The sequence below is a fragment of the Bradyrhizobium sp. S3.12.5 genome (genome assembly GCF_040548225.1).
GTDB classification, from domain to species: Bacteria; Pseudomonadota; Alphaproteobacteria; order Rhizobiales; family Xanthobacteraceae; genus Bradyrhizobium; species Bradyrhizobium cytisi.
The window spans coordinates 152,690-175,832 of record NZ_JBEPRF010000010.1 but is presented as its reverse complement, the minus strand read 5'-3'; the positions used below and the strand labels follow the sequence as shown (position 1 = coordinate 175,832).

The 23,143-nt window shown below is 64.3% G+C and carries 23 protein-coding genes; 21 read left to right on the top strand and 2 right to left on the bottom strand.

Features of this window, described 5'->3' with window-relative positions; translation table 11 throughout:
* Positions 1-2: 2 nt before the first annotated feature.
* From nuoF to mtnK, 16 genes are all read left to right on the top strand, one after another.
* A complete protein-coding gene (gene nuoF, locus ABIC09_RS16695; protein WP_148753631.1) occupies positions 3-1,328 on the top strand; it encodes an NADH-quinone oxidoreductase subunit NuoF in 1,326 nt (441 codons plus the stop codon).
* Positions 1,329-1,334: 6 nt separating this feature from the next.
* Entirely contained in the window at positions 1,335-1,823 is a 489-nt protein-coding gene (locus ABIC09_RS16690) for a hypothetical protein (protein ID WP_148753632.1), read from the top strand.
* A gap of 7 nt (positions 1,824-1,830) precedes the next feature.
* Positions 1,831-3,906, top strand: a complete 2,076-nt coding sequence (nuoG, locus tag ABIC09_RS16685; protein ID WP_354109931.1) for an NADH-quinone oxidoreductase subunit NuoG — start codon at positions 1,831-1,833, stop codon at positions 3,904-3,906.
* Between the two features lie 4 nt (positions 3,907-3,910).
* Positions 3,911-4,978, top strand: coding sequence for an NADH-quinone oxidoreductase subunit NuoH (nuoH, locus tag ABIC09_RS16680; RefSeq protein ID WP_148753634.1), 1,068 nt, complete (start codon positions 3,911-3,913; stop codon positions 4,976-4,978).
* Between the two features lie 14 nt (positions 4,979-4,992).
* Entirely contained in the window at positions 4,993-5,481 is a 489-nt protein-coding gene (gene nuoI, locus ABIC09_RS16675) for an NADH-quinone oxidoreductase subunit NuoI (RefSeq protein ID WP_027529879.1), read from the top strand.
* A 9-nt stretch (positions 5,482-5,490) separates the two neighbouring features.
* Complete coding sequence (locus ABIC09_RS16670) at positions 5,491-6,129, top strand: NADH-quinone oxidoreductase subunit J (protein ID WP_148753635.1); 639 nt, start codon at positions 5,491-5,493, stop codon at positions 6,127-6,129.
* Positions 6,126-6,434, top strand: coding sequence for an NADH-quinone oxidoreductase subunit NuoK (nuoK, locus tag ABIC09_RS16665; RefSeq protein WP_092028826.1), 309 nt, complete (start codon positions 6,126-6,128; stop codon positions 6,432-6,434). Before ABIC09_RS16670 ends, nuoK begins: the two co-directional genes overlap by 4 nt.
* 7 nt (positions 6,435-6,441) lie before the next feature.
* A complete protein-coding gene (nuoL, locus tag ABIC09_RS16660; RefSeq protein WP_354109930.1) occupies positions 6,442-8,550 on the top strand; it encodes an NADH-quinone oxidoreductase subunit L in 2,109 nt (702 codons plus the stop codon).
* Positions 8,551-10,059 (top strand): NADH-quinone oxidoreductase subunit M, encoded by a 1,509-nt coding sequence (locus tag ABIC09_RS16655; RefSeq protein ID WP_354109929.1) that lies wholly within the window; start codon positions 8,551-8,553, stop codon positions 10,057-10,059.
* A gap of 22 nt (positions 10,060-10,081) precedes the next feature.
* Positions 10,082-11,518, top strand: a complete 1,437-nt coding sequence (gene nuoN, locus ABIC09_RS16650; RefSeq protein ID WP_354109928.1) for an NADH-quinone oxidoreductase subunit NuoN — start codon at positions 10,082-10,084, stop codon at positions 11,516-11,518.
* Between the two features lies 1 nt (position 11,519).
* A complete protein-coding gene (locus ABIC09_RS16645; RefSeq protein WP_148753639.1) occupies positions 11,520-12,326 on the top strand; it encodes a biotin--[acetyl-CoA-carboxylase] ligase in 807 nt (268 codons plus the stop codon).
* Positions 12,326-13,996 (top strand): ribonuclease J, encoded by a 1,671-nt coding sequence (locus ABIC09_RS16640; RefSeq protein ID WP_354109927.1) that lies wholly within the window; start codon positions 12,326-12,328, stop codon positions 13,994-13,996. Before ABIC09_RS16645 ends, ABIC09_RS16640 begins: the two co-directional genes overlap by 1 nt.
* Positions 13,997-14,007: 11 nt before the next feature.
* Complete coding sequence (gene mce, locus ABIC09_RS16635; RefSeq protein WP_354032753.1) at positions 14,008-14,412, top strand: methylmalonyl-CoA epimerase; 405 nt, start codon at positions 14,008-14,010, stop codon at positions 14,410-14,412.
* 10 nt (positions 14,413-14,422) lie between these two features.
* On the top strand, positions 14,423-14,698 hold the full coding sequence (locus tag ABIC09_RS16630) for a DUF1467 family protein (protein WP_148753642.1): 276 nt from the start codon (positions 14,423-14,425) through the stop codon (positions 14,696-14,698).
* A 136-nt stretch (positions 14,699-14,834) separates the two neighbouring features.
* Positions 14,835-15,182, top strand: a complete 348-nt coding sequence (locus tag ABIC09_RS16625) for a hypothetical protein (RefSeq protein WP_354109926.1) — start codon at positions 14,835-14,837, stop codon at positions 15,180-15,182.
* A gap of 35 nt (positions 15,183-15,217) precedes the next feature.
* On the top strand, positions 15,218-16,507 hold the full coding sequence (gene mtnK, locus ABIC09_RS16620) for an S-methyl-5-thioribose kinase (RefSeq protein WP_354109925.1): 1,290 nt from the start codon (positions 15,218-15,220) through the stop codon (positions 16,505-16,507).
* A gap of 352 nt (positions 16,508-16,859) precedes the next feature.
* Here mtnK and ABIC09_RS16615 read toward each other — a convergent pair whose 3' ends face one another.
* The gene (locus tag ABIC09_RS16615) at positions 16,860-17,051 is read right to left on the bottom strand and encodes a hypothetical protein (protein ID WP_246230109.1); all 192 of its coding nucleotides are present in this window, start codon (positions 17,049-17,051) and stop codon (positions 16,860-16,862) included.
* 64 nt (positions 17,052-17,115) lie between these two features.
* Complete coding sequence (locus tag ABIC09_RS16610; RefSeq protein ID WP_246230111.1) at positions 17,116-17,307, bottom strand: hypothetical protein; 192 nt, start codon at positions 17,305-17,307, stop codon at positions 17,116-17,118.
* A 217-nt stretch (positions 17,308-17,524) separates the two neighbouring features.
* Between ABIC09_RS16610 and ABIC09_RS16605 the strand changes: the two genes are divergently transcribed.
* Genes ABIC09_RS16605 through ABIC09_RS16585 form a run of 5 tightly spaced genes read left to right on the top strand, consistent with a single transcriptional unit; the run spans position 17,525 to position 22,935 of the window.
* A complete protein-coding gene (locus ABIC09_RS16605; RefSeq protein WP_502917675.1) occupies positions 17,525-19,114 on the top strand; it encodes an ABC transporter substrate-binding protein in 1,590 nt (529 codons plus the stop codon).
* A gap of 57 nt (positions 19,115-19,171) precedes the next feature.
* On the top strand, positions 19,172-20,095 hold the full coding sequence (locus tag ABIC09_RS16600) for an ABC transporter permease (protein ID WP_354109923.1): 924 nt from the start codon (positions 19,172-19,174) through the stop codon (positions 20,093-20,095).
* Positions 20,092-20,913, top strand: coding sequence for an ABC transporter permease (locus ABIC09_RS16595; RefSeq protein WP_148753646.1), 822 nt, complete (start codon positions 20,092-20,094; stop codon positions 20,911-20,913). The genes ABIC09_RS16600 and ABIC09_RS16595 overlap by 4 nt, the downstream gene beginning before the upstream one ends.
* Entirely contained in the window at positions 20,910-21,890 is a 981-nt protein-coding gene (locus tag ABIC09_RS16590; protein ID WP_354109922.1) for an ABC transporter ATP-binding protein, read from the top strand. The genes ABIC09_RS16595 and ABIC09_RS16590 overlap by 4 nt, the downstream gene beginning before the upstream one ends.
* Positions 21,883-22,935: an ABC transporter ATP-binding protein gene (locus ABIC09_RS16585; protein WP_354109921.1), complete on the top strand. Its 1,053-nt coding sequence runs from the start codon at positions 21,883-21,885 to the stop codon at positions 22,933-22,935. Before ABIC09_RS16590 ends, ABIC09_RS16585 begins: the two co-directional genes overlap by 8 nt.
* Positions 22,936-23,143 lie beyond the last annotated feature (208 nt).

Genomic DNA, 23,143 nt, shown 5'->3' with positions numbered 1-23,143 from the left:
ATATGCTCGAGGACAAGGACCGCATCTTCAAGAACCTCTACGGCCTCCACGATTGGGGGCTCGAAGGTGCGCGGCGCCGCGGCGCCTGGGATGGCACGAAGAATATCATCGACAAGGGCCGCGACTGGATCATCAACGAGATGAAGGCGTCGGGCCTGCGCGGCCGCGGCGGCGCCGGCTTCCCGACCGGTCTGAAGTGGTCCTTCATGCCGAAGGAATCGACCGACGGTCGTCCGAGCTACCTCGTCGTCAACGCCGACGAGTCCGAGCCCGGCACCTGCAAGGATCGCGAGATCATGCGGCACGATCCGCATCTGCTGGTCGAGGGCTGCCTGATCGCGAGCTGCGCGATGAACGCGCACGCCTGCTACATCTATGTCCGCGGCGAGTTCATCCGCGAGCGCGAGCATCTCCAGGCCGCGATCGACCAGGCCTATGAGGCCAAGCTGGTCGGCAAGGACAACATCAATGGCTGGCCGTTCGACATCTATGTCGCGCACGGCGCCGGTGCTTACATCTGCGGCGAAGAGACCGCACTGCTCGAAAGCCTCGAGGGCAAGAAGGGCCAGCCGCGCCTGAAGCCGCCGTTCCCGGCCAATGTCGGCCTGTTCGGCTGCCCGACCACCGTCAACAACGTCGAATCGATCGCTGTCGCGCCCGACATCCTGCGCCGTGGCGCCGCCTGGTTCGCCGGCATCGGCCGTCCGAACAATGTCGGCACCAAGCTGTTCTGCATCTCCGGTCATGTCGAGCGGCCCTGCAACGTCGAAGAGGCCATGGGGATTCCGTTCCGTGAGCTGATCGACAAGCACTGCGGCGGCATTCGCGGCGGCTGGGACAACCTCAAGGCCGTGATCCCCGGCGGCTCGTCGGTGCGCATGGTGCCGGCGGAGCAGATCATCGATACGCCGATGGATTTCGATTCCTTAAGCAAGCTGCGCTCGGGCCTCGGCACCGCGGCCGTGATCGTGATGGACAAGTCGACTGACTTGATCCGCGCCATTGCCCGCATCTCCTATTTCTACAAGCACGAGAGCTGCGGCCAGTGCACGCCGTGCCGCGAGGGCACCGGCTGGATGTGGCGCGTGCTCACCCGCATGGCCGAGGGCCGCGCCCACAAGCGCGAAATCGACATGCTGCTCGAGGTAACAAAACAGGTCGAAGGCCACACCATCTGCGCGCTCGGCGACGCAGCCGCCTGGCCGATCCAGGGCCTGATCGCGCATTTCCGTCATGAGATCGAAGCGCGCATCGACCAGTATTCGCACAAGGCCGACATCGACGATGCCGGCGTCCGCGATCCCGAGAACATGGTCGCGGCGGAGTAAATATCGATGTCGCAACCGAGCTCCTGGTGGCAGAGATACGGAACGCTGGCGCAGATGGCGCAGGCGAGCGTCGCGCTGCTCGGCTTCGTTGCGATCCTGTTCCAGATCAACGAGATCCGCACCGGCAACCGCGCCGCCAGCGCGCGTCAGGCTTTTCTTGGTTACACCGACCTGGCGTTCAAGAATCCGAAGTTTGCGCAACCGGACTACGAGAAAATCAAGGCCAGCGACCGCGACGAGCAGGTTCAGTACGAGAGCTTCGTCACTTACTTGCTTTACGCCTGCGAGGAAGCGATCAGCGCGTTCTCCGGAAAGGGCGAGTGGCTGGCGTCCTGCGACTATGACCTGAAGCCGCATCTGCCGTTCCTGTGCGAGAAGAGCGCCGCGCAGCCGGCCTATCTGGCCACCTACGGCACCGAGACCCAGCAATGGATCAAGGCCTCGCTGAAGGCGGCCAGCATTACACCGCCAGATTGCAAGCTGGGAAAGACTTGAGACCGCAATGACCAAACTCATCATCGACGGCAAAGAGATCGATGTCCCCGCCGAGTACACGCTGCTTCAGGCGTGCGAGGCGGCCGGCGCCGAGATTCCACGCTTCTGCTATCACGAGCGGCTGTCGATCGCCGGCAATTGCCGGATGTGCCTCGTCGAGGTGAAGGGCGGTCCGAAGCCGGTCGCAAGCTGCGCCTGGGGCGTGCGCGACTGCCGTCCGGGTCCGAAGGGCGAGCCACCCGAGATCTCGACGCGTTCGCCGATGGTGAAGAAGGCACGCGAAGGCGTGATGGAGTTCCTTCTGATCAACCATCCGCTGGATTGCCCGATCTGCGACCAGGGCGGCGAGTGCGACCTGCAGGACCAGGCGATGGGCTATGGTGTCGACACCAGCCGCTTCGCCGAGAACAAGCGCGCGGTCGAGGACAAATATCTCGGCGCGCTGGTCAAGACCTCGATGAACCGCTGCATCCAGTGCACGCGCTGCGTCCGCTTCTCGGCGGAAGTCGCAGGCGCCCCAGAGATGGGCGCGACGGGGCGCGGCGAGGACATGGAGATCACGACCTATCTCGAGCACGCGCTGACGTCGGAATTGCAGGGCAATCTCGTCGACATCTGCCCGGTCGGCGCGCTGACCTCGAAGCCCTATGCCTTCGCGGCGCGTCCGTGGGAGCTCGGCAAGACCCAGTCGATCGACGTCATGGACGGCGTCGGTTCCGCGATCCGCGTCGATACCCGCGGCCGTGAGGTGATGCGCGTGCTGCCGCGCATCAATGAGGCGGTGAACGAGGAGTGGATCTCGGACAAGACCCGCCACGTCGTCGACGGCCTGCGCACCCAGCGGCTCGACCGGCCCTATATCCGCGAGGCCGGCAAGCTGCGTGCGGCAAGCTGGCCCGAGGCCTTCGCTGCGATCGCCGCGAAGGCGGCGCGTACCGACGGCAAGCGCATCGGCGCGATCGCTGGCGACCTCGCCGGCGTCGAAGAGATGTTCGCGATGAAGGATCTGCTTGCTAAATTCGGTTCGGCCAATCTGGCGGTGCAGGGCGGCGACGCCTTCGATCCCGCACTCGGCCGCGGCTCCTACATCTTCAATCCGACGCTCGCGGGCGTCGAGCAGGCGGATGCGCTGCTCATCATCGGCGCCAATCCACGCAAGGAAGCGGCCGTGTTCAACGCCCGCATCCGCAAGCGCTGGCGTGCCGGCGGCTTCAAGGTCGGCGTGATCGGCGCCAAGGCCGATCTCACTTACGACTACGACCATCTCGGCGCGGGCACCGAGACGCTCGGCGAGCTCGCGGCCGGCAAGCACTCCTTCATGGACGTGCTGAAGAACGCCAAAAACCCGATCATCCTGGTCGGCGCGGGCGCAGCCTCGCGTCACGACGGCGCCGCCATTCTGGCCGCTAGCGCCAAGCTCGCGCTCGATGTCGGCGCGGTGAAGGACGGCTGGAACGGTTTTGGTATGCTGCACGAGACCGCCTCGCGCGTCGGCGCGCTCGACATCGGCTTTGTCGCCGGTCCCGGCGGGCTGAACGCCGCGCAGATGACGACCTTCGGCACGCTCGACCTGCTGTTCCTGCTCGGCGCCGACGAGATCAAGGCGCCGGACGGCACCTTTGTGGTCTACATCGGCACCCATGGCGACCGCGGCGCGCACCGCGCCGACGTGATCCTGCCGGCGGCCGCCTACACCGAGAAGTCCGCGATCTATGTCAATACCGAAGGCCGCGTGCAGATGACCGGCCGCGCCGCGTTCCCGCCGGGTGAAGCCCGCGAGGACTGGGCGATCGTCCGCGCGCTCTCGGAAGCGCTCGGCAAGAAGCTCGGCTACGACTCGCTTGCTGCGCTGCGCCAGGCGCTGTTCAAGGCCGTGCCGCATCTGATCCGTCTCGATCAGATCGAAGCGGGTGCAGCCGACCAGATCAAAAAGCTGGCGGGGAAGGGCGGCTCGACGGAGAAGGCGCCATTCAAGGCTGTCGTCGAGGACTTCTATTTGACCAACCCGATCGCGCGTGCGTCCGCCGTGATGGCGGAATGCTCGCGGCTTGCCTCCGGGCAGATGCTGACCGCAGCGGAGTGAGCCGATGGAATTTTTCGCAAGCGCATTCTGGACCGGCTTTCTCTGGCCGCTGATCATCATGATCGCGGAGAGCGTGCTGGTGCTCGTCGTTCTCTTGGTCGCGATCGCCTACATCCTGCTCGCCGATCGCAAGATCTGGGCGGCGGTGCAGATCCGCCGCGGCCCGAACGTGGTCGGGCCCTGGGGCCTGTTCCAGTCCTTCGCCGACCTGCTGAAGTTCGTGCTCAAGGAGCCGATCATTCCGTCCGGCGCCAACAAGGGCGTCTTCCTGCTTGCTCCCCTGGTATCCTGCGTGCTCGCGCTCGCGGCCTGGGCGGTGATCCCGACCAATCTCGGCTGGGTGATCTCCGACATCAATGTCGGCGTCCTCTTCATCTTCGCGATCTCGTCGCTGTCGATCTACGGCATCATCATGGCCGGCTGGTCGTCGAACTCGAAATATCCGTTCCTGGCCGCGCTGCGCTCGGCGGCGCAGATGGTGTCCTATGAGGTCTCGATCGGCTTCGTCATCATCACGGTGCTGCTCTGCGCCGGCACGCTGAACCTCTCGGCCGTCGTCGAGGCCCAGCATGCGCGGGGCCTCGCCAGCCTGATCGGGCTGCCGCAGCTCACCGTCCTGAACTGGTACGTCTGGCCGCTGTTCCCGATGTTCGTGGTGTTTTACGTCTCGGCGCTGGCGGAAACCAACCGTCCGCCCTTCGACCTGGTCGAAGCGGAGTCCGAGCTCGTCGCCGGCTTCATGGTCGAATATGGCTCGACGCCGTATCTCTTGTTCATGCTCGGCGAGTATGTCGCGATCGTAACGATGTGCGCGCTGGCGACGATCCTGTTCCTCGGAGGCTGGCTGCCGCCGGTGGATCTGCCGCCCTTCAACTGGGTGCCGGGGATCATCTGGTTCTCGATCAAAGTGTTCTTCATGTTCTTCCTGTTCGCGATGGCAAAGGCGATCGTGCCGCGCTACCGCTACGACCAACTGATGCGCCTCGGCTGGAAGGTGTTCCTGCCGCTGTCGCTGGCGATGGTGGTCGTGGTGGCCGGCGTGCTGCAATTCGCCGGCATCGCGCCGAAGTGAGGGCTGTCATGGGTATCAACATCAACGCCACTGCACGCTCGCTTCTGCTGTCGGAATTCGTCTCGGCGTTCTTCCTCGCCATGCGCTATTTCTTCCAGCCGAAGCCGACGCTGAACTATCCGTTCGAGAAGGGCCCGATCTCGCCGCGCTTCCGCGGCGAGCACGCGCTGCGCCGCTATCCCAACGGCGAGGAGCGCTGCATCGCCTGCAAGCTGTGCGAAGCGATCTGCCCGGCGCAGGCGATCACCATCGAGGCCGGACCGCGCCGCAACGACGGCACCCGCCGCACCGTGCGCTACGACATCGACATGGTGAAGTGCATCTATTGCGGCCTCTGCCAGGAGGCCTGCCCGGTCGACGCCATCGTCGAAGGTCCGAACTTCGAGTTCGCGACCGAGACCCGCGAGGAACTGTTCTATGACAAGGCCAAGCTGCTCGCCAACGGCGACCGCTGGGAACGCGAGATCGCAAAAGCGATCGAGCTCGACGCGCCGTACCGGTGAGATGAGAGCATGATCCTTCCCGCGCTGTTCTTCTATCTCTTCGCCGGCGTCTGCGTCGCCTCGGCGGTGATGGTGATTGTGTCGCGCAATCCCGTCCACTCCGTGCTGTACCTGATCCTGGCCTTCGTCAACGCCTCCGGCCTGTTCGTGCTGCTGGGCGCCGAATTCCTCGCAATGATCCTGATCGTCGTCTATGTCGGCGCCGTCGCGGTGCTGTTCCTGTTCGTGATCATGATGCTCGATGTCGACTTCCTCGAGCTGCGCGAGGGCTTCATCCAGTACCTGCCGGTCGGAGTCGTGATCGGCGGCATCTTCCTGTTCGAGCTGCTCCTGACCGTCGGCGCCTGGGTCATCAATCCGACCGTGAGCAAGACCATCACGTCGCCGATCCCGACCAACGTGTCGAACACCGAGGCGCTGGGCCTCGTGCTCTATACGAAGTACGTCCACTACTTCCAGCTCTCGGGCATGGTGCTGCTGGTCGCCATGATCGGAGCCATCGTGCTGACGCTGCGCCACAAGGCGAACGTGAAGCGGCAGGACATCAATGTTCAGAACGCACGCACGCCCGAAATGGCGATGGCGATGCGCAAGGTGGTACCGGGGCAGGGGCTCCAGGACAGCGACGCGGCGGAGTGGGTGAAATGACGGTCGGGCTCGGGCACTATCTGGCGGTCGGCGCGATCCTGTTCACCCTTGGAATCCTCGGCATCTTCCTGAACCGCAAGAACATCATCGTCATCCTGATGTCGATCGAGCTGATCCTGCTCTCGGTCAACATCAACCTGGTGGCATTCTCGACCTTCCTCGGCGACATCGTCGGCCAGGTCTTCGCGCTGCTGGTCTTGACCGTTGCGGCTGCCGAAGCCGCGATCGGTCTCGCCATCCTGGTGGTCTATTTCCGCAACCGCGGCTCGATCGCGGTTGAGGACGTCAATCTGATGAAGGGTTAACCCGGCCATGGTCCAGGCAATCGTCTTTCTGCCGCTGCTGGGCGCCATTCTGGCCGGCGTGATCGCGCTGTTCGGCGCGCATGCTCGCAACCCCTCGGGTGACACGGTCGAGCATCACGACGACCACGGGCACGGTGCGCAAGCCCATGCCTCCGATACGATCAACGAGGATGCGTCGGTCATCCACGAGAGCCATCACGAGCCCGGTGACGGCCACGACGACCACGGCCACGGCCCGGTCGAGCCGGCGGCCGCCGGCTCGCGCGGTGCCGAGTTGATCACCACGGCGCTGCTGTTCGTGGCGGCTGCGCTGTCCTGGATGACGCTGGTCGATGTCGGCTTCAATGGCCACGATGCCCGGATCCAGCTTCTGCCCTGGATATTCTCCGGCGAGCTCGAGGTCTGGTGGACGCTGCGTGTCGATACGCTCACCGCCGTGATGCTGGTGGTGGTGACGACCGTGTCCTCGCTCGTGCATCTCTATTCCATCGGCTACATGGACGAGGATCCGTACCGGCCGCGCTTCTTCGGCTATCTCTCGCTGTTCACCTTCGCCATGCTGATGCTGGTGACGGCGGACAACCTCGTGCAGATGTTCTTCGGCTGGGAAGGCGTGGGTCTGGCGAGCTATCTGCTGATCGGCTTCTGGTACCAGAAGCCGTCGGCGAACGCCGCCGCCATCAAGGCCTTCGTGGTCAACCGCGTCGGCGATTTCGGCTTCGCGCTTGGCATTTTCGCGATCTTCTACCTGACCAGCTCGACCGATTTCGAGACTATCTTCCATGCGGCGCCCGGCCTGACTGGCAAGACCATCGACTTCCTCGGCTGGCACGCCGACGCCCTGACGCTGACCTGCGTGCTGCTGTTCATGGGCGCGATGGGCAAATCGGCCCAGTTCCTGCTGCACACCTGGTTGCCGGACGCGATGGAAGGCCCGACGCCAGTGTCGGCGCTGATCCACGCCGCGACCATGGTCACCGCCGGTGTGTTCATGGTGGCGCGCCTGTCGCCGCTGTTCGAGCTCGCCCCGAACGCCCAGGCCGTCGTCATGTTCTTCGGTGCGACCACGGCGTTCTTCGCGGCGACCATCGGTCTCGTCCAGAACGACATCAAGCGCATCGTCGCGTACTCGACTTGTTCGCAGCTCGGCTACATGTTCGTGGCGATGGGAGCGGGGGCCTATTCGGTCGGCATGTTCCATCTGTTCACGCACGCCTTCTTCAAGGCGCTGCTGTTCTTGGGCTCCGGCTCGGTGATTTACGCGATGCACCACGAGCAGGACATCCGCAACATGGGTGGCCTCTGGAAGAAGATCCCGTACACGTTCGCGGTGATGACCGTCGGCACGCTGGCGCTGACTGGCTTCCCGCTATTCGCCGGCTACTTCTCCAAGGATGCGATCATCGAGTCCGCCTACGCCTCGCACAATCCGTTCTCGATATATGCCTATCTGTTGACGATCGCAGCCGCCGGCCTGACCTCGTTCTACTCCTGGCGGCTGGTGTTCAAGACCTTCTTCGGCGAGCCGCACGACCAGGAGCACTACGAGGCCGCGCACGAGAGCCCGATCTGGATGCTGATCCCGATCGGCGTGCTGGCGGTTGGCTCGGTCCTCGCCGGCTTCCCGTTCAAGGAGCTGTTCACCGGGCCTCACGGCGTGGAAGAGTTCTTCCGCGAGTCCGTGAAGATGAACCCGCATATCCTCGAGGATATGGAGCACATGCCGCCGCTGCTTGGCTGGCTGCCCTTCGTGATGATGGTCGGCGGCTTCCTGGTGTCCTACACCTTCTATATCCGCAAGCCCTACCTCCCGGTCGAGCTCGCGAACACGCAGCCGATGCTGTACCAATTCTTGCTCAACAAATGGTACTTCGACGAGCTCTACGACTTCATCTTCGTCCGTCCGGCGAAGTGGATCGGCTACCAGCTCTGGAAGAAGGGCGACGGCTCCATCATCGACGGCCTCGGCCCCGACGGTATCTCGGCCCGCGTGCTGGACATCACCCGCAACGTCGTGAAGATCCAGACCGGCTATCTCTATCACTACGCATTCGCCATGCTGATCGGTGCCGCCGGCCTGATCACCTGGTTCATGTTCGGCCTTGGAGGCCAGTAAATGACAACCTGGCCCATCCTATCGGTCACGACGTTCCTGCCGGTGGTCGGCGCGCTGATCGTCTATCTCAGCCGCGGCGATGACGAGGCGGCCAGGCGCAATTCGCGCTGGATCGCGCTGTGGACCACGCTGATCACCTTCGCGGTGTCGGTGCTGCTGGTCATGCGCTTCGACCCGTCGAATGCGGACTTCCAGTTCGTCGAGAAGGCGAACTGGCTCGCCACCGGCATCACCTACCACATGGGTGTCGACGGCATTTCGCTGCCCTTCGTGATCCTGACCACCGCCTTGATGCCGTTCTGCATCATTGCGAGCTGGAAGTCGGTCACGAGCCGGGTGCGTGAATACATGATGGCGTTCCTGATCCTGGAAACGCTGATGATCGGCACCTTCTCGGCGCTCGACCTCGTGCTGTTTTACCTGTTCTTCGAAGGCGGCCTGATCCCGATGTTCCTGATCATCGGCGTCTGGGGCGGCCCGCGCCGGGTCTATGCGTCCTTCAAGTTCTTCCTCTACACGCTGCTCGGCTCGGTCTTGATGCTGCTCGCCATTATGGCGCTGTACTGGAACGCCAGCACCACCGACATCCCGACCCTGATGCACACCGCCGTGCCGAGGTCGCTGCAAACCTGGGCGTGGCTCGCCTTCTTCGCCTCGTTTGCAGTGAAGATGCCGATGTGGCCGGTGCACACCTGGCTCCCCGACGCGCACGTCGAGGCACCGACCGCCGGCTCCGTGGTGCTGGCGGCGATCCTGCTGAAGATGGGCGGGTACGGCTTCCTACGCTTCTCGCTGCCGATGTTCCCGCTGGCCTCGCATGACTTCGCGCCGCTGATCTTCACCATGTCCGTGATTGCCATCATCTACACCTCGCTGGTGGCCCTGATGCAGGAGGACATGAAGAAGCTGATCGCGTACTCGTCGGTTGCGCATATGGGCTTCGTCACCATGGGCATCTTCGCCGGCACCATGCAGGGCGTCGCCGGCGGCGTGTTCCAGATGATCTCGCACGGCATCGTCTCCGGCGCGCTGTTCCTCTGCGTCGGCATCGTCTATGACCGCATGCACACCCGCGAGATCACGGCCTATGGCGGCCTCGTCAACCGGATGCCGCTCTATGCGCTGACCTTCATGGTGTTCACCATGGCCAATGTCGGTCTGCCCGGCACGTCCGGCTTCGTCGGCGAGTTCATGACGCTGCTCGGCACCTTCAAGGTCTCGATCCCGACCGCGTTCTTCGCGACATCAGGCGTGATCTTGTCGGCATGCTACGCGCTGTGGCTCTACCGCAAGGTCGTGTTCGGGGCGCTGGTCAAGCCGTCGCTGGCGAGCATGAAGGATCTCACTTTGCGTGAGTGCGTGACTCTGTTCCCGCTGATCGCGCTGACGATCCTGTTCGGAATCTATCCGAAGCCGGTGCTCGACATCTCGGCCGCCTCGGTCCAGCAACTCGTCAACAATTACAACACCGCTGTGACGGCCGTGAAGGCCGCCGCACTGCTCCATTGATCGGGCAGGTCAGGATATCGCCATGAGCTTTACGACTGCAGGTTATCAACTGGCGCCGGTGCTGCCCGAGCTCGTGCTCGCGGTCGGCGCCATGGCGCTCCTGATGCTCGGCGCCTATCGCGGGCAGGGGACCACCGGCGCGGTGAACACGCTTGCGGTGCTGCTGCTGATCGTGGTCGGCGTGCTCGAATACATGCTGCCAGCAGGCAAGCAGGTGACCTTCGGCGGCAGCTTCATCGTCGACGATTTCGCCCGCTTCATGAAGATTCTCGCGCTGATCGGCTCGGCGGTGACGCTGGTGCTGTCGACCGAGTTCCTGTCGGACCCGTCGCGTCGCATCTTCGAATACGCGATCCTGGTGCTGCTCTCGACGCTCGGCATGATGGTGCTGATCTCGGCCGGCGACCTGATCTCGCTCTATCTCGGCCTCGAATTGATGTCGCTCGCGCTCTACGTCGTGGCGACCTCGAACCGTGATAACGCCAAGTCGACCGAAGCCGGCCTGAAGTACTTCGTGCTGGGTGCATTGTCCTCGGGCATGCTTCTCTACGGCGCCTCGCTGATCTACGGCTTCACCGGCACCGTCAGCTTCGCCGGCATCGCCTCGGCTGCGACCTCCGCGAATATCGGCCTCGTGTTCGGCCTGGTGTTCCTGCTCGCGGGTCTCTGCTTCAAGGTCTCGGCCGTGCCGTTCCACATGTGGACGCCCGACGTGTACGAAGGCGCCCCGACCCCGGTCACCGCGTTCTTCGCGTCTGCGCCGAAGGTGGCCGCGCTCGCTGTCTTCACCCGCGTCACGCTCACCGCATTCCCCGGCATCGTCTCGCAGTGGCAGCAGATCCTGGTGTTCGTGGCGATCGCCTCGATGGCGCTGGGTTCGTTCGCCGCGATCGGCCAGAGCAACATCAAGCGCCTGATGGCGTACTCCTCGATCGGCCATATGGGCTTTGCGCTGGTCGGCCTTGCCGCCGGTACCGTCGAGGGCGCCCAGGGCGTGCTGATGTACATCGTGATCTACGTCGCGATGACGCTCGGCTCGTTCTCGATCATCCTTGCCATGAAGCGTAACGGCCAGGCCGTCGAGCAGATCAGCGATTTCGCCGGTCTCTCGCGCACCAACCCGCTGCTCGCCTTCATGTTCGCGATGCTGCTGTTCTCGCTCGCCGGCATTCCGCCGCTCGCCGGCTTCTTCGCCAAATGGTACGTCTTCGTGGCCGCCATCAAGGCGAATTTGTTCACGCTCGCCGTGATCGGCGTGCTCTCCAGTGTGGTTGGCGCCTACTACTATCTCACCATCGTCAAGACGATGTATTTCGATGAGCCGGCCGGCCAGGTCGATCCGGTGCGCGTCGAGGTCAAGACGGTGCTGGCGGTCGCGGGCCTGTTCAATATCCTGTTCGCGTTGTTCGCGGGTCCGGTGGTGAGCGTCGCCTCCGCAGCCGCCAAGTCGCTGTTCTAGGATGGGCTTCGCGCTCGGTCCTCGTGCCATCGCGGCGGGCTACAGGCTCGCAGCTTCTGAGCGGACCGGCTCGACCAACACTGATGCGATCGAAAGCGCGCGTTCCGGCGAACGCGGCCCGATCTGGTTCGTGACAGCGGAGCAGACGGCCGGCCGCGGTCGCCGCCAGCGTGCCTGGGTCTCGCCAAAGGGCAATCTCGCTGCCAGTGTCCTCGAAGTCGTGAACTTGGCCCCTGCGGTCGCCGCGACGATAGGTTTCGCCGCCGGGCTGGCGCAGGAAGCCGCCCTGGAGAAAGTCAGTATCGAAGCCGCGCTACGGCTCGGGCCCGACCGGCCGCGCTACACCCTGAAATGGCCGAACGACGTCCTCGCCAATGGCAAGAAGCTGGTCGGCATCGGGCTGGAGGCCGAAGCCGTCGGCGATCGCCTCGCCATTGTGGTCGGCATCGGCACCAATATCGTGTCGGCGCCCGAGGGCACGCCGACGCCGGCTGTATCGCTCGCAGCTCTCGGCGTCCAGATCAGCGCAGAGGAGCTGTTCTCGGCGCTGACGGATACCTGGGTCGAGTTTCGCGGCATCTGGGACAATGGTCGCGGCTTTGCCGAGATCCGAAAACTCTGGCTGGAGCGCGCCGCCCGCCTTGGCGAGCCGATCGCGATCAATACGGGAACGACGACGCTGGAAGGCATTTTTGACACGATCGACGACACCGGCTGCCTGATCGTCCGCACCGCGGAGGGCCGTCGTGTGCCGGTGGCCGCGGGCGAGGTGTTCTTTGGCCCGGTTCGTTCGGTAGGAGCTGCGTGATGGCGAGGCCCGACGAACTGGTATTTGCTCCGCTCGGCGGCGTCGGCGAGATCGGCATGAACCTGTCGATCTACGGCCTTGGTAACCGCCAGCAGCGGTCCTGGCTGGCGGTCGATCTCGGCGTCTCCTTCGGCGACGAGGAGCATCTGCCCGGCATCGACCTGATCATGCCGGACATCAGCTTCCTGGAGAAGGAGCGCAAGAACCTGATGGGCCTGGTGCTGACCCACGCCCATGAGGACCATTTTGGCGCCATCATCGACCTCTGGCCCAGGCTGAAATGCCCGATCTACGCCACGCAATTCAGCGCGGCGCTGTTCGAGGCCAAATGCGCTGCCGAGCGTAATGCGCCGAAAATTCCCGTCACCGTGGTCCCCTCCGGCGGCCGTATCGACGTCGGCCCCTTCAACGTCGAGTTCATCCCGGTTGCGCATTCGATTCCGGAAGCGCATGCGCTGGCGATCCACACCGAGGCCGGCACGGTGCTGCACACCGGCGACTGGAAGATCGACCCGACCCCGACGCTGGGACGTCCGACCGACGAGAAGCGGCTGCGCGAGCTCGGCGAGGAGGGCGTGCTCGCTCTGATCGGTGATTCCACCAACGCAGTGCGCGACGGCCGTTCGCCTTCCGAAGCCGAAGTCGCCCGCACCATCATCGACCTCGTCAAATCAGCCAAGGGCCGCGTCGCGGTCACGACCTTCGCCTCCAACGTCGCGCGCATCAAGGCCGTCGCCGACGCGGCGAAAGCCGCCGACCGCGAGGTCGTCGTGGTGGGCCGCGCCATGGAGCGCGTGGTGCAGGTCGCGCGCGAGACCGGCTATCTCGACGGCGTCCAGAATTTCCGTTCGCCCGAGGTCTACGGCCATCTGCCGCAGGACAAGGTGCTGGCGCTCTGCACCGGAAGCCAGGGCGAGCCGCGTGCCGCGCTGGCCCGCATTGCCAATGACGACCATCCCGAGATCACGCTCAACCGCGGCGACAGAGTGATCTTCTCCTCGCGCACCATCCCGGGCAACGAGAAGGCGGTCGGCTCGATCATCAACAATCTGGTGCTGCAGGGCGTCGAGGTCCTCACCGACCGCGACCATCTGGTCCATGTCTCCGGCCATCCGCGCCGCGACGAGCTGCGCGACATGATCTCCTGGGTGAAGCCGCAGCTCCTGATCCCCGTCCATGGCGAGGCCCTGCACCTGAACGAGCACGCCAAGCTCGCGCGCGCTGCCGGCGTGCCGCGTGTGCTGGTCATTCGCAACGGCGACCTCGTCAAGCTCGGTCCCGGCGATCCCGGCATCATCGGCGAGGTGCCGTCGGGCCGGCTCTACAAGGACGGGACTATTCTGGAGGATTCCAAGTCCCGCGCGGTGGTCGAGCGCCGCCGCATGGCGTTCTCCGGCTGTGCCTTCGTCGCCATCGCCATGACCGCACAGGGCGAGCTCGCCGACGAGCCCGAGGTCGACCTGGTCGGCATCCCCGAGAAGAACCGGGCGGGCGAGCCGTTCGATGACATCGTCTTCGATGCCGTGATGTCCACGATCGAGGGCCTGCCGAAGGCGCGACGCCGGGATCCGGACGCGCTGGCTGAATCGGTGCGCCGCGCAGTCCGGGCGGTCATCAACGAACATTGGGGCAAAAAGCCCCCCTGTCTGGTACACATCCTGACAGTCTAAGGGAGAAGCACATGCTGGGCCGGCTCAACCATGTGGCGATCGCCACAAAGGACGCGATCAAGGCTGCCAAGATCTACGGCGCGGCGTTCGGGGCGCAGATTTCCGAGGCCGTCGCGCTGCCCGAGCATGGCGTCACCACCGTGTTCGCGACGCTGCCCAACACCAAGATCGAGTTCATCGAGCCGCTCGGCGAGACCTCGCCGATCGCAAAGTTTCTCGAGCGCAATGCCGATGGCGGCATCCACCACGTCTGCTACGAGGTCGTCGACATCATCGCCTCGCGCGACACCCTGGTGAAGGAGGGCGCGCGCATCCTCGGCGACGGCGTGCCGAAGATCGGCGCCCACGGCAAGCCGGTGCTGTTCCTGCACCCGAAGGACTTTTCCGGGGCGCTGGTCGAAATCGAGCAGGCGTAAGGCCGGGATCATGGCCGCCCAGATCTCAACCGCGCTCGCGATCTACTTCGTCATCTGGTGGATCGCACTGTTTCTGACCCTGCCGTTCGGCGTGCGCAGTCAGCACGAGGATGGCGTCGGCGCGCCCGGCACCGACCCCGGCGCCCCGGTCCTGACCGGCATGAAGCGCAAGCTGATCTGGACCACGATCATCTCGGCGATCATCTATGGCCTCGGCATGGCCGCCTATGAGGCCGGCTATCTCTCGATCGAGCGGCTGTCGAAATTGATGGGAATGCCGTTTTAGAGGTGAGCCGACGAGAGACAAACCAAGGTCGTGAGCGCAGCGAAGCAATCCAGTATCCCACCGCGGAAAGATTCTGGATTGCTTCGCTTCGCTCGCAATGACGCCCGAGATAGTTCGATTAGTTGGGGAATAACGAATGACTTTTCAGAGGATCGTCGTCGCGCTTCTGGTGCTGATCGTCGCCGGGATCAGTGCCATCGGCTATCTTGAATGGAGGACGGCCGTGCAGGCGCGAACCCTTAAGGCGTTCGTCGAGGGCTACGTCTTCAACGAGGCCGTGATGGCCTGCGAGCAGGCCAAGAGCTCGACGCCGTTCAAATGGAACGGCGGCAAGAGCACCTCGGTCATCGGCCTGAACTCGGTCAAGCCTGACAAATACGCCGTCAGCGCCAGCTACACGCTGGTGGCGGACAGCGTTTATTGTGATTACGATCCCATCAAAAGAAAGGCCGAGATCGGCTCGAGCTTCCTGGAGCGGGAGTAACGATCCGGCCTTGCCAAGCATGGGATGGGATCGTCATGACCGGGAGCCGGGCGGGGGACTATCGGATTCTGCAGGAAGCGGCCTTGCGGGACTATCTCGCAGGCTTGCCTGAGATCGCGGCACTGCTCGGCGGCGCGCCGGCCGGCTGGGCCATCACCGAGGTCGGCGACGGCAATCTCAACCTCGTCTTCATCGTCAAGGGCAACCGCGGCGGCATCGCCGTGAAGCAGGCGCTGCCTTACGTCCGCCTGGTCGGCGAGAGCTGGCCGCTGCCGCTGTCGCGGGCCCATTACGAATATCTCGCGTTGTCCCGGCAGGCCGAGCTCGCGCCCGGCCTCGTGCCGGCGCTGCTGCACCACAACGAGACGCTGGCACTCACCGTGATGGAGCTGCTCGAGCCCCACGTCATCATGCGCAAGGGGCTGGTGGCTGGGACGCGCTACCCGCGCTTCGTCGAGGACATCACCACCTTCATGGCGCGGACGCTGTTCTTCACCTCCGACCTCGCGCTCACAGCCGCCGAGAAGAAGGACGCGATCGCGGCCTTCGCCGGCAACCATGCGCTGTGCAAGATCACCGAGGATCTGATCTTCACCGATCCCTATCGTATCGCCGAGCAGAACCACTGGACTGCGCCGTATCTCGACGGCCTGGCCGCGTCCTTGCGCGACGACATGGAGCTGCATGTCGCGATCTCCCGGTTGAAGCTGAAGTTCATGGCAAGCCCGGAAGCACTGCTCCATGGCGATCTCCACACCGGCTCGATCATGGTGACCGAGGGCGAGACGCGGGTGATCGACCCGGAATTCGCCTTCTACGGCCCGATGGGTTTTGACGTCGGCGCGGTGCTGGCGAACCTCCTGATGGCATATTTTGCATCAAGCGGTCACGAGCGCTCGCCCGGCGAGCGGCAGGCATTTGAGAGCTGGGTGCTGGAGACAGTCGAGAAGGTCTGGAACGGGTTCGCGCGAAAATTCCTTGGCCTCTGGCGGACGGAAGCCCGCGGCGACGCCTATCCGGTCTCGCTGTTCGCCGGCGACAAGGGCGCCGCGCGGCTGGAGATCGAGCGGCAGGCCTATCTACAGCGTCTGTTCACCGACACGGTCGGGTTCGCCGCCGCGAAAACGATCCGCCGCATCTTCGGCCTCGCTCACAACATCGACTTTGAGCTGATCGAGGATCCGAAGAGCCGCGCCATCAGCGAAGCCCGGGCCGTGCGGCTCGCACGCGGAATGATGGTGGAGGCGGTGGCGTTTCGGACGATCGCCGACGTCACGGGCGCTGCGCGAAAATTGCGCGATTGGCAGCCGGAGCTATCGCAATGACGGAGCCTCATGGCGAGGAGTGCGCCTCCGCGGTCCGTCATTGCGAGCGCAGCGAAGCAATCCAGAATCTTTCCGCGGAAGCAGCCTGGATTGCTTCGTCGCATCAGCGCAAAATTACTACGCAATTTTGTCGCGAGCTCCTCGCAATGACGGCGGAGAGAGCTGGTTCGTCTGCGGGTGCCTTCGTTTGCGATGCACGGTGGTACGGAATTGCGCGAGGCGCTGCCGCATCCTCCGTCATTGCGAGCGTAGCGAAGCAATCCAGAATCTTTCCGCAGAGGCAGTCTGGATTGCTTCGTCGCAAGAGCTCCTCGCAATGACGAGGCGAGAGCGCGCGATTGCTGAGGGCGCGTTAATACAGCCGGATCGGAAGTGCAGCGCCGTCCGGGCCGACCAGCAGACCCCAGGTCTCGTCGGCCGCGACTTCAAACTCCCGGCTCTGCGGCGCGCTCGCGTCCACCTTCAGGGTGACCTTGTACTTGCCCGGCGGCAGATCGAGCTTCTGGCTATCGGGCAATTCGCCGGCCTCGGCGTCGGAGTCCACCAGTTTCTCTCCGGCGTGAGCCGCCAGTGTGATGGTTCGCTCATTGACGATGATATCAGCCGCTTCAGCAACGGTCCCTGATCGCCCACCAGGTCTGGTCGATGTAGTCGTTTGACCGTGAGGTGCGGCGCCAACCGAACCGGATGCTGTCTGTGGAGCCGTCCTGGGCCGGATCTGGCGTGACGGGGATCGCCATCGCAGCCGTCGCGGCGACCAGCGTGCCGGCGAGCAGGATAAATAGCGTTCGGCGAGTCATTTTTTCCGCGATCCCTGGGGCTCAGATAACGATTCTGAGCTTGGTCGCGTTCATCGCGAAAAATGTTCACCGGTCCCGGTCGCTTCATGACGCACCGCGTCAATGCAACCCGATCGCAGAGGCCGGCGGAACCCGTCTCCATCAAAACGAGGCTTGCATTCGACGGGCTCCGAATGATCAAATCCCTGATCGGGATACCTGCGTTGTTGGGGGACATATGATGTTCAGGATGATTGCGATCGTTGCGGGCTTGGGACTGGCGCTCGCCGCCCCGGCAGAGGCCCAGACACCGCGCAAGGGCGGAACCATCCGCATGACCGCGCCCTATGGCTCGAGCTTCACGAGTCTCGACATCCACACCACCCAGCGCGCCCAGGACGAGATCTACGCCAAGGCCCTGCATCGTTCGCTCTACATCTGGGATTCCGCGGAAGGAAAGCCGGTTCCGGAACTTGCCAAGGAGGCCGTCGTCTCCGGCGGCGGTCTCGTCTACACCTTCAAGCTCCGCGACGACGCCTACTTCCACAATGGCCGCAAGATGACGGCCGACGACGTCATCTGGTCCTACAACCGCATCATGGACGGCAGCAAGGCCTATCCCGGCGCGCGTTATGTGCGCATCATCGAGGGCGCGGCCGCGGTGGAGAAGGGCCAGGCCAAGGAGATATCCGGCCTGAAGAAGATCGATGATTTCACCGTCGAGATGAAGCTGACCGAGAAGGTCGATCCGGCCTTCTACCTGTTCACCGCGCTGACCTCGATCTATCCCGCCGACGAGGCTGTCAAGGACAGCTTCATCCAGCACCCGATCGGCCTTGGACCGTTCAAATTCGTCGAGCACGTGCCGGGATCGCGCATCGTCATGGAGCGCTGGGATCGGTTCTACAAGCCCGGCAAGCCCTACGCCGACAAGGTCATCGTGTCGGTCATGGGCGAGGCCGCGGCACGCGATGTCGCCTTCCGCAACAAGGAGATCGACACCTCCGTGCTCGGGCCGGCGCAATATGTCGCCTATCAGGCTGATCCCAACCTCAAGGGCACCATCGCCGAGGTCGCCGAGGTGTTCACGCGTTACATGGGGATGAATCCCGCGTTCAAGCCGTTCGCCGACAAGCGTGTCCGGCAGGCGATCAATTACGCGATCGATACCGATCTGATCATCAACAAGCTGGTCAAGGGCAAGGCCTATCGCGCCACCAGCTGGCTGCCGCTGACCTCGACGGCCTACGACAAGGCGATGAAGCCGTACCCCTACGATCCCGCCAAGGCCAGGCAGCTGCTTGCGGAGGCCGGCTATCCTTCCGGCTTCGAATTCGAATGGACCACCAGCCAGAATGAAAGCTGGGGCCTGCCGATCGTCGCGGCCGTGATCCCGATGCTGGACAAGGTCGGCATCAAGGCGAAGGTCAAGCAGGTCGAGGCCGCGGTGCTGTCGGAGGTGGTTCGCTCCGGCGACTACCAGGCCTTCATCTATTCCCAGCAGACCGGCCCGGACCCCCAGGCCGCGCTGAAATGCTTCCACTCCTCGACGCCGCAATCGGCCTGCAACTACATGAACTTCAAAAACGTCGAGTTCGACAAGATCATCGATGAGGCCGGGCAGGCCGACGATACTGCCAAGCGCACCCAGCTGCTGCAGAAGGCCAATGCGCTGCTCTACGACGAGGCGCCGGTCTGGTTCTTCAACTACAACAAGGCGGTCATGGCGGTGCAGCCGTGGCTCCACGGCGTTCAGCTGAACGCGACGGAGCTGACCCACCAGAATGTCGAGGACCTCTGGGTCGACGAGACCTCGCCCGCGAAGTGACACGCGTTCTCGTGCTCCCTCCATCGCCATGAGCGATGGGGGCGGAAGAAAGTGCCGATGCTCTCCTTCCTGATCCGCCGCCTGCTGCAAACCATTCCGACCGTGCTCGCTGTTGTGGCTCTGGTGTTCGTGCTGTTCAGCGTCGTTCCCGGCAGCATCGTCTCGTCCATGAGCGACGACGCCGATCCCCAGGTCGAGCTGCGCCTGAAGAAGCAGCTTGGCCTCGACGATCCCGTCCATGTGCGTTTCGGCGCCTATATCGCCAAGCTTGCCACCGGTGATTTCGGCACGTCGTTCCGGACCCGCGAGCCTGTGACGACCATGATTGCCAAGCGGGCCTGGCCGACGCTGCAGCTGATCTTCACCGCCATGGCGTTTTCGGTTCTGCTCGGCGTGCCGCTCGGCTTCATCGCGGCATTGCGGCCGGGTGGTCTCGTCGACACGCTCGCGATGGTCGTGGCGGTGTCGGGCCTGTCCATTGCCAAGTTCTGGCTCGGGCTGGTGCTGATGTATGCGTTTGCGCTGAAGCTCGGCTGGCTGCCGAGTTTCGGCTATGGCGATGGCGGCCTGAAATACCTGATCCTCCCGGCGGTGACGCTTGGCGTCTCGCCGATGGCGCTGTTTGCCCGGACGACGCGCGCTGCGGTGCTCGAGATCATGACGGCCGATTTCGTCCGCACCGCGCGCTCCAAGGGTATGAGCGAGACCCGAGTGGTGAAGTGGCATGTGATGCGCAACGCGCTCGTGATCATTCTCACCACCGTCGGCCTGCAGTTCGGCGGGCTGATGGGGCAGGCGGTCGTCGTCGAGAAATTGTTCTCCTGGCCGGGCATCGGCTCGTTGCTGGTCGACAGTGTCCTGCAGCGCGACATTCCGGCCGTCCAGGGCTCGATTCTCGTGGTGGTGCTGGCCTTCCTCGCGATCAATCTGCTGATCGACGTGCTCTACGGCGTGATTGATCCCAGGATCAGATACGCATGAAGCTTCGCGCCAATCTCATCATCGGTGGCGCGCTGTTCGCGCTCGCGATCCTGGTCGGTGTGCTCGCGCCCTGGCTGGCGCACACCGATCCCGTCCTGGACGCCAATCTGCTGAACGCGGAGGAGCCTCCGGGCTGGACCTGGTGGTTTGGCACCGACGACCAGGGTCGCGACATCTATTCCCGCGTCGTCTACGGCGCGCGTGTCTCGCTGACGGTCGGCATCGTCTCGCAGCTCATCAACAGCGTCATCGGCGTAGCGCTGGGCCTGAGCGCGGGGTATTGGGGCGGCTGGTGGGACGATGTCGTCAACGCCCTGACCAATGTCATGCTCGCGATCCCCTCGCTGATCTTCGCGCTGGCCATCATGGCGGTGCTTGGCCCGGGCCTGACCAGCCTGCTGATCGCGCTCGGGCTGACCAACTGGTCCTTCACCTGCCGGATCGCACGGGCCTCGGCGCTGTCGCTGAGGAGCCAGGGCTATGTGCAGGCCGCGACCGTGCTCGGCTACGGCGATCTGCGCATCATGATCACGCAGCTGTTGCCGAACATGCTGGGGCCGATCGTCGTCATCGGCACGCTCGGCATGGGCAGCGCGGTCCTCTCCGAGGCCGCATTGTCGTTCCTCGGCCTCGGCGTCCGCCCGCCGTTTCCGAGCTGGGGCAGCATGTTGTCGGACGCCCGTGACCAGATCACGACGGCGCCATGGCTCTCGGTATTTCCGGGCCTCGCCATCTTCCTGACGGTGCTCGGGCTCAATCTGCTCGGCGACGGCCTGCGCGACATTCTCGATCCCCAATCGCGGAGCAGGCGGACATGACCGGCGCGCCGCTGATCGAGGTCCAGGATCTGCGCATCGATCTCGACAATGGATCGCGGCGCGTTGCGGCCGCCGAGGGCGTTTCATTCCGCATCGATCGTGGCGAGACGTTTGGTCTTGTCGGCGAATCCGGCTGCGGCAAGAGCATCACGGCGCTCGCCCTGATCGGCCTGCTGCGGCAGCCGCTGTCGATCGGCGGCGGCGTCATCCGGTTTGACGGACAGGAGATCCAGCACCTTTCAGCCGCCCGGCAACGGGATCTGCGCGGCAATCGCATCGCGATGATCTTCCAGGAGCCGATGACGGCGCTGAACCCGGTCTCGCCGGTGGGGCGGCAGATTGCCGAGATGTTCGTGCTGCACAAGGGCAAGAGCTGGCGCGAGGCCAATAAGCTTGCGGTCGAGGCGCTGGCGAGCGTCCGCGTTCCCGCGCCGGAGCGGCGCGTCAACGATTACCCGCACCAGCTCTCCGGCGGCATGCGCCAGCGCGTGATGATCGCCATTGCGCTCGCCTGCAGTCCGGATCTCCTGATCGCCGACGAGCCGACCACCGCGCTCGACGTGACCGTGCAGGCCGAGATCATCGAGCTGATGCGCAATCTCTGCGCCGAACGCGGCACGGCGATCCTGATGATCAGCCACGACCTCGGCCTGGTCGCCAATGTCTGCCGCCGCGTCGCCGTCATGTATGCCGGCCGCATCGTCGAGGAGCGCGGCTCTGCCGACATCTTCCGCGCGCCCTCGCACCCCTATACGCGAGGCCTGGTCGCCTCGCTGCCGCGGCTCGGCAGCCGTGCTGCGCTCGGCCGCAGCAGGCTGAAGGAGATCGCGGGCGTCGTCCCGGCGATCACGAATTTTCCGGAGGGCTGCCGGTTCAATCCGCGCTGCGCAAATGCGACGGACATTTGCAGGAGCGTGGCGCCGACGGCGGAGTTTCTGGAGGCGGGCGGCCTGGTGAGGTGTCATCACCATGCATGAGCCCAAAAACAGATCGGGTGAGGGGAGGCCGGACGACGATCTCATTCTCAGCGTCGAGGATCTCGCGGTTCATTTTCCGCTGGGCGGCGGCTTGTTCGGCCGCGGCCAGCGGTTACTTCGTGCCGTCGACGGCGTCGATCTCAAGCTGAAGCGCGGCGAATGCCTCGGCCTCGTCGGCGAGTCCGGCTCCGGCAAGTCGACGGTGGCGTTGTCGATCCTGGGTCTGCTCACGCCGACGCGCGGCCGCGTCGTGCTGGACGGGCAGGTCGTGACCGGCCGGCCGTCCGGCGATCGCAAGTCACTGGCCCGGACTGTCCAAATCGTCTTTCAGGACCCCTACGCCTCGCTCAATCCGCGCCAGACCGTGCGTCGCACGCTGGAGGATCCCCTTCGTGTGCATGGCGTGACCGCGAGGAGCGAGATCGAGGATCGCGTCGCGACCATGCTGCGGCATGTCGGCCTGCGGCCCGAACAGGCCGACCGCTACCCGCATGAATTCTCCGGCGGCCAGCGCCAGCGCATCGGCATTGCGCGCGCCCTGATCCTCAACCCCAAGATCGTCATCTGCGACGAGCCAGTCTCGGCGCTCGACGTCTCGATCCGCGCCCAGATCATCAACCTGCTGCTGGAATTGAAGGACACGCTCGGTCTGTCCTACATCATGATCAGCCACGACCTCGGCGTGGTCGAGCACATGAGCGATAGGGTTGCCGTGATGTATCTCGGCCGCATCGTCGAGAACGGCGACTGGCGCGAAATCTTCGAACGCCCGGCGCACCCCTATACCCAAGCCCTGATTGCCGCCATCCCCGATCCCTTGCGCCATGCCCCGCTGGCGACGACAGGGGGAGACCAGCCCAATCCGCTCAATCCGCCGAACGGATGCGCGTTCAGCCCGCGGTGTCGTTATGCGGAAGCGGTATGCCGCAGGGAGCCGGGGCCGGTGTTGGAAACGCGCGCGGACGGACATTCGGTGCGGTGCTGGCGAGCGGATGAGATTGCGGGGCAGGCGGCGTTGGCTTCGAACGAAAGCGAGCACCTCTAGGATGGTGGGTCCGTCTTGGCGTGATATCTCCCCATCGTCATTGCGAGCGCAGCGAAGCAATCCAGAATTCTTCCGCGGCGACAGCCTGGATTGCTTCGCTGCGCTCGCAATGACGAGCTCGGTTGAGCGAGTTTCGCTCTATCCCCGTCACCCTCTGAGGTGGCCGCTTCTTCAGCGGCCCTCGAAGGGCGACGGCCACGCTGGAACA

What these genes read in the sequence shown, in the direction of transcription:
- nuoF (WP_148753631.1), top strand. Translation starts at nt 3, where the DNA reads ATGCTCGAGGACAAGGACCGCATCTTCAAGAACCTCTACGGCCTCCAC.
- ABIC09_RS16690 (WP_148753632.1), top strand. Translation starts at nt 1,335, where the DNA reads ATGTCGCAACCGAGCTCCTGGTGGCAGAGATACGGAACGCTGGCGCAG.
- nuoG (WP_354109931.1), top strand. Translation starts at nt 1,831, where the DNA reads ATGACCAAACTCATCATCGACGGCAAAGAGATCGATGTCCCCGCCGAG.
- nuoH (WP_148753634.1), top strand. Translation starts at nt 3,911, where the DNA reads ATGGAATTTTTCGCAAGCGCATTCTGGACCGGCTTTCTCTGGCCGCTG.
- ABIC09_RS16670 (WP_148753635.1), top strand. Translation starts at nt 5,491, where the DNA reads ATGATCCTTCCCGCGCTGTTCTTCTATCTCTTCGCCGGCGTCTGCGTC.
- nuoK (WP_092028826.1), top strand. Translation starts at nt 6,126, where the DNA reads ATGACGGTCGGGCTCGGGCACTATCTGGCGGTCGGCGCGATCCTGTTC.
- nuoL (WP_354109930.1), top strand. Translation starts at nt 6,442, where the DNA reads ATGGTCCAGGCAATCGTCTTTCTGCCGCTGCTGGGCGCCATTCTGGCC.
- ABIC09_RS16655 (WP_354109929.1), top strand. Translation starts at nt 8,551, where the DNA reads ATGACAACCTGGCCCATCCTATCGGTCACGACGTTCCTGCCGGTGGTC.
- nuoN (WP_354109928.1), top strand. Translation starts at nt 10,082, where the DNA reads ATGAGCTTTACGACTGCAGGTTATCAACTGGCGCCGGTGCTGCCCGAG.
- ABIC09_RS16645 (WP_148753639.1), top strand. Translation starts at nt 11,520, where the DNA reads ATGGGCTTCGCGCTCGGTCCTCGTGCCATCGCGGCGGGCTACAGGCTC.
- ABIC09_RS16640 (WP_354109927.1), top strand. Translation starts at nt 12,326, where the DNA reads ATGGCGAGGCCCGACGAACTGGTATTTGCTCCGCTCGGCGGCGTCGGC.
- mce (WP_354032753.1), top strand. Translation starts at nt 14,008, where the DNA reads ATGCTGGGCCGGCTCAACCATGTGGCGATCGCCACAAAGGACGCGATC.
- ABIC09_RS16630 (WP_148753642.1), top strand. Translation starts at nt 14,423, where the DNA reads ATGGCCGCCCAGATCTCAACCGCGCTCGCGATCTACTTCGTCATCTGG.
- ABIC09_RS16625 (WP_354109926.1), top strand. Translation starts at nt 14,835, where the DNA reads ATGACTTTTCAGAGGATCGTCGTCGCGCTTCTGGTGCTGATCGTCGCC.
- mtnK (WP_354109925.1), top strand. Translation starts at nt 15,218, where the DNA reads ATGACCGGGAGCCGGGCGGGGGACTATCGGATTCTGCAGGAAGCGGCC.
- ABIC09_RS16610 (WP_246230111.1), bottom strand. Translation starts at nt 17,307, where the DNA reads ATGACTCGCCGAACGCTATTTATCCTGCTCGCCGGCACGCTGGTCGCC.
- ABIC09_RS16605 (WP_502917675.1), top strand. Translation starts at nt 17,525, where the DNA reads ATGATGTTCAGGATGATTGCGATCGTTGCGGGCTTGGGACTGGCGCTC.
- ABIC09_RS16600 (WP_354109923.1), top strand. Translation starts at nt 19,172, where the DNA reads ATGCTCTCCTTCCTGATCCGCCGCCTGCTGCAAACCATTCCGACCGTG.
- ABIC09_RS16595 (WP_148753646.1), top strand. Translation starts at nt 20,092, where the DNA reads ATGAAGCTTCGCGCCAATCTCATCATCGGTGGCGCGCTGTTCGCGCTC.
- ABIC09_RS16590 (WP_354109922.1), top strand. Translation starts at nt 20,910, where the DNA reads ATGACCGGCGCGCCGCTGATCGAGGTCCAGGATCTGCGCATCGATCTC.
- ABIC09_RS16585 (WP_354109921.1), top strand. Translation starts at nt 21,883, where the DNA reads ATGCATGAGCCCAAAAACAGATCGGGTGAGGGGAGGCCGGACGACGAT.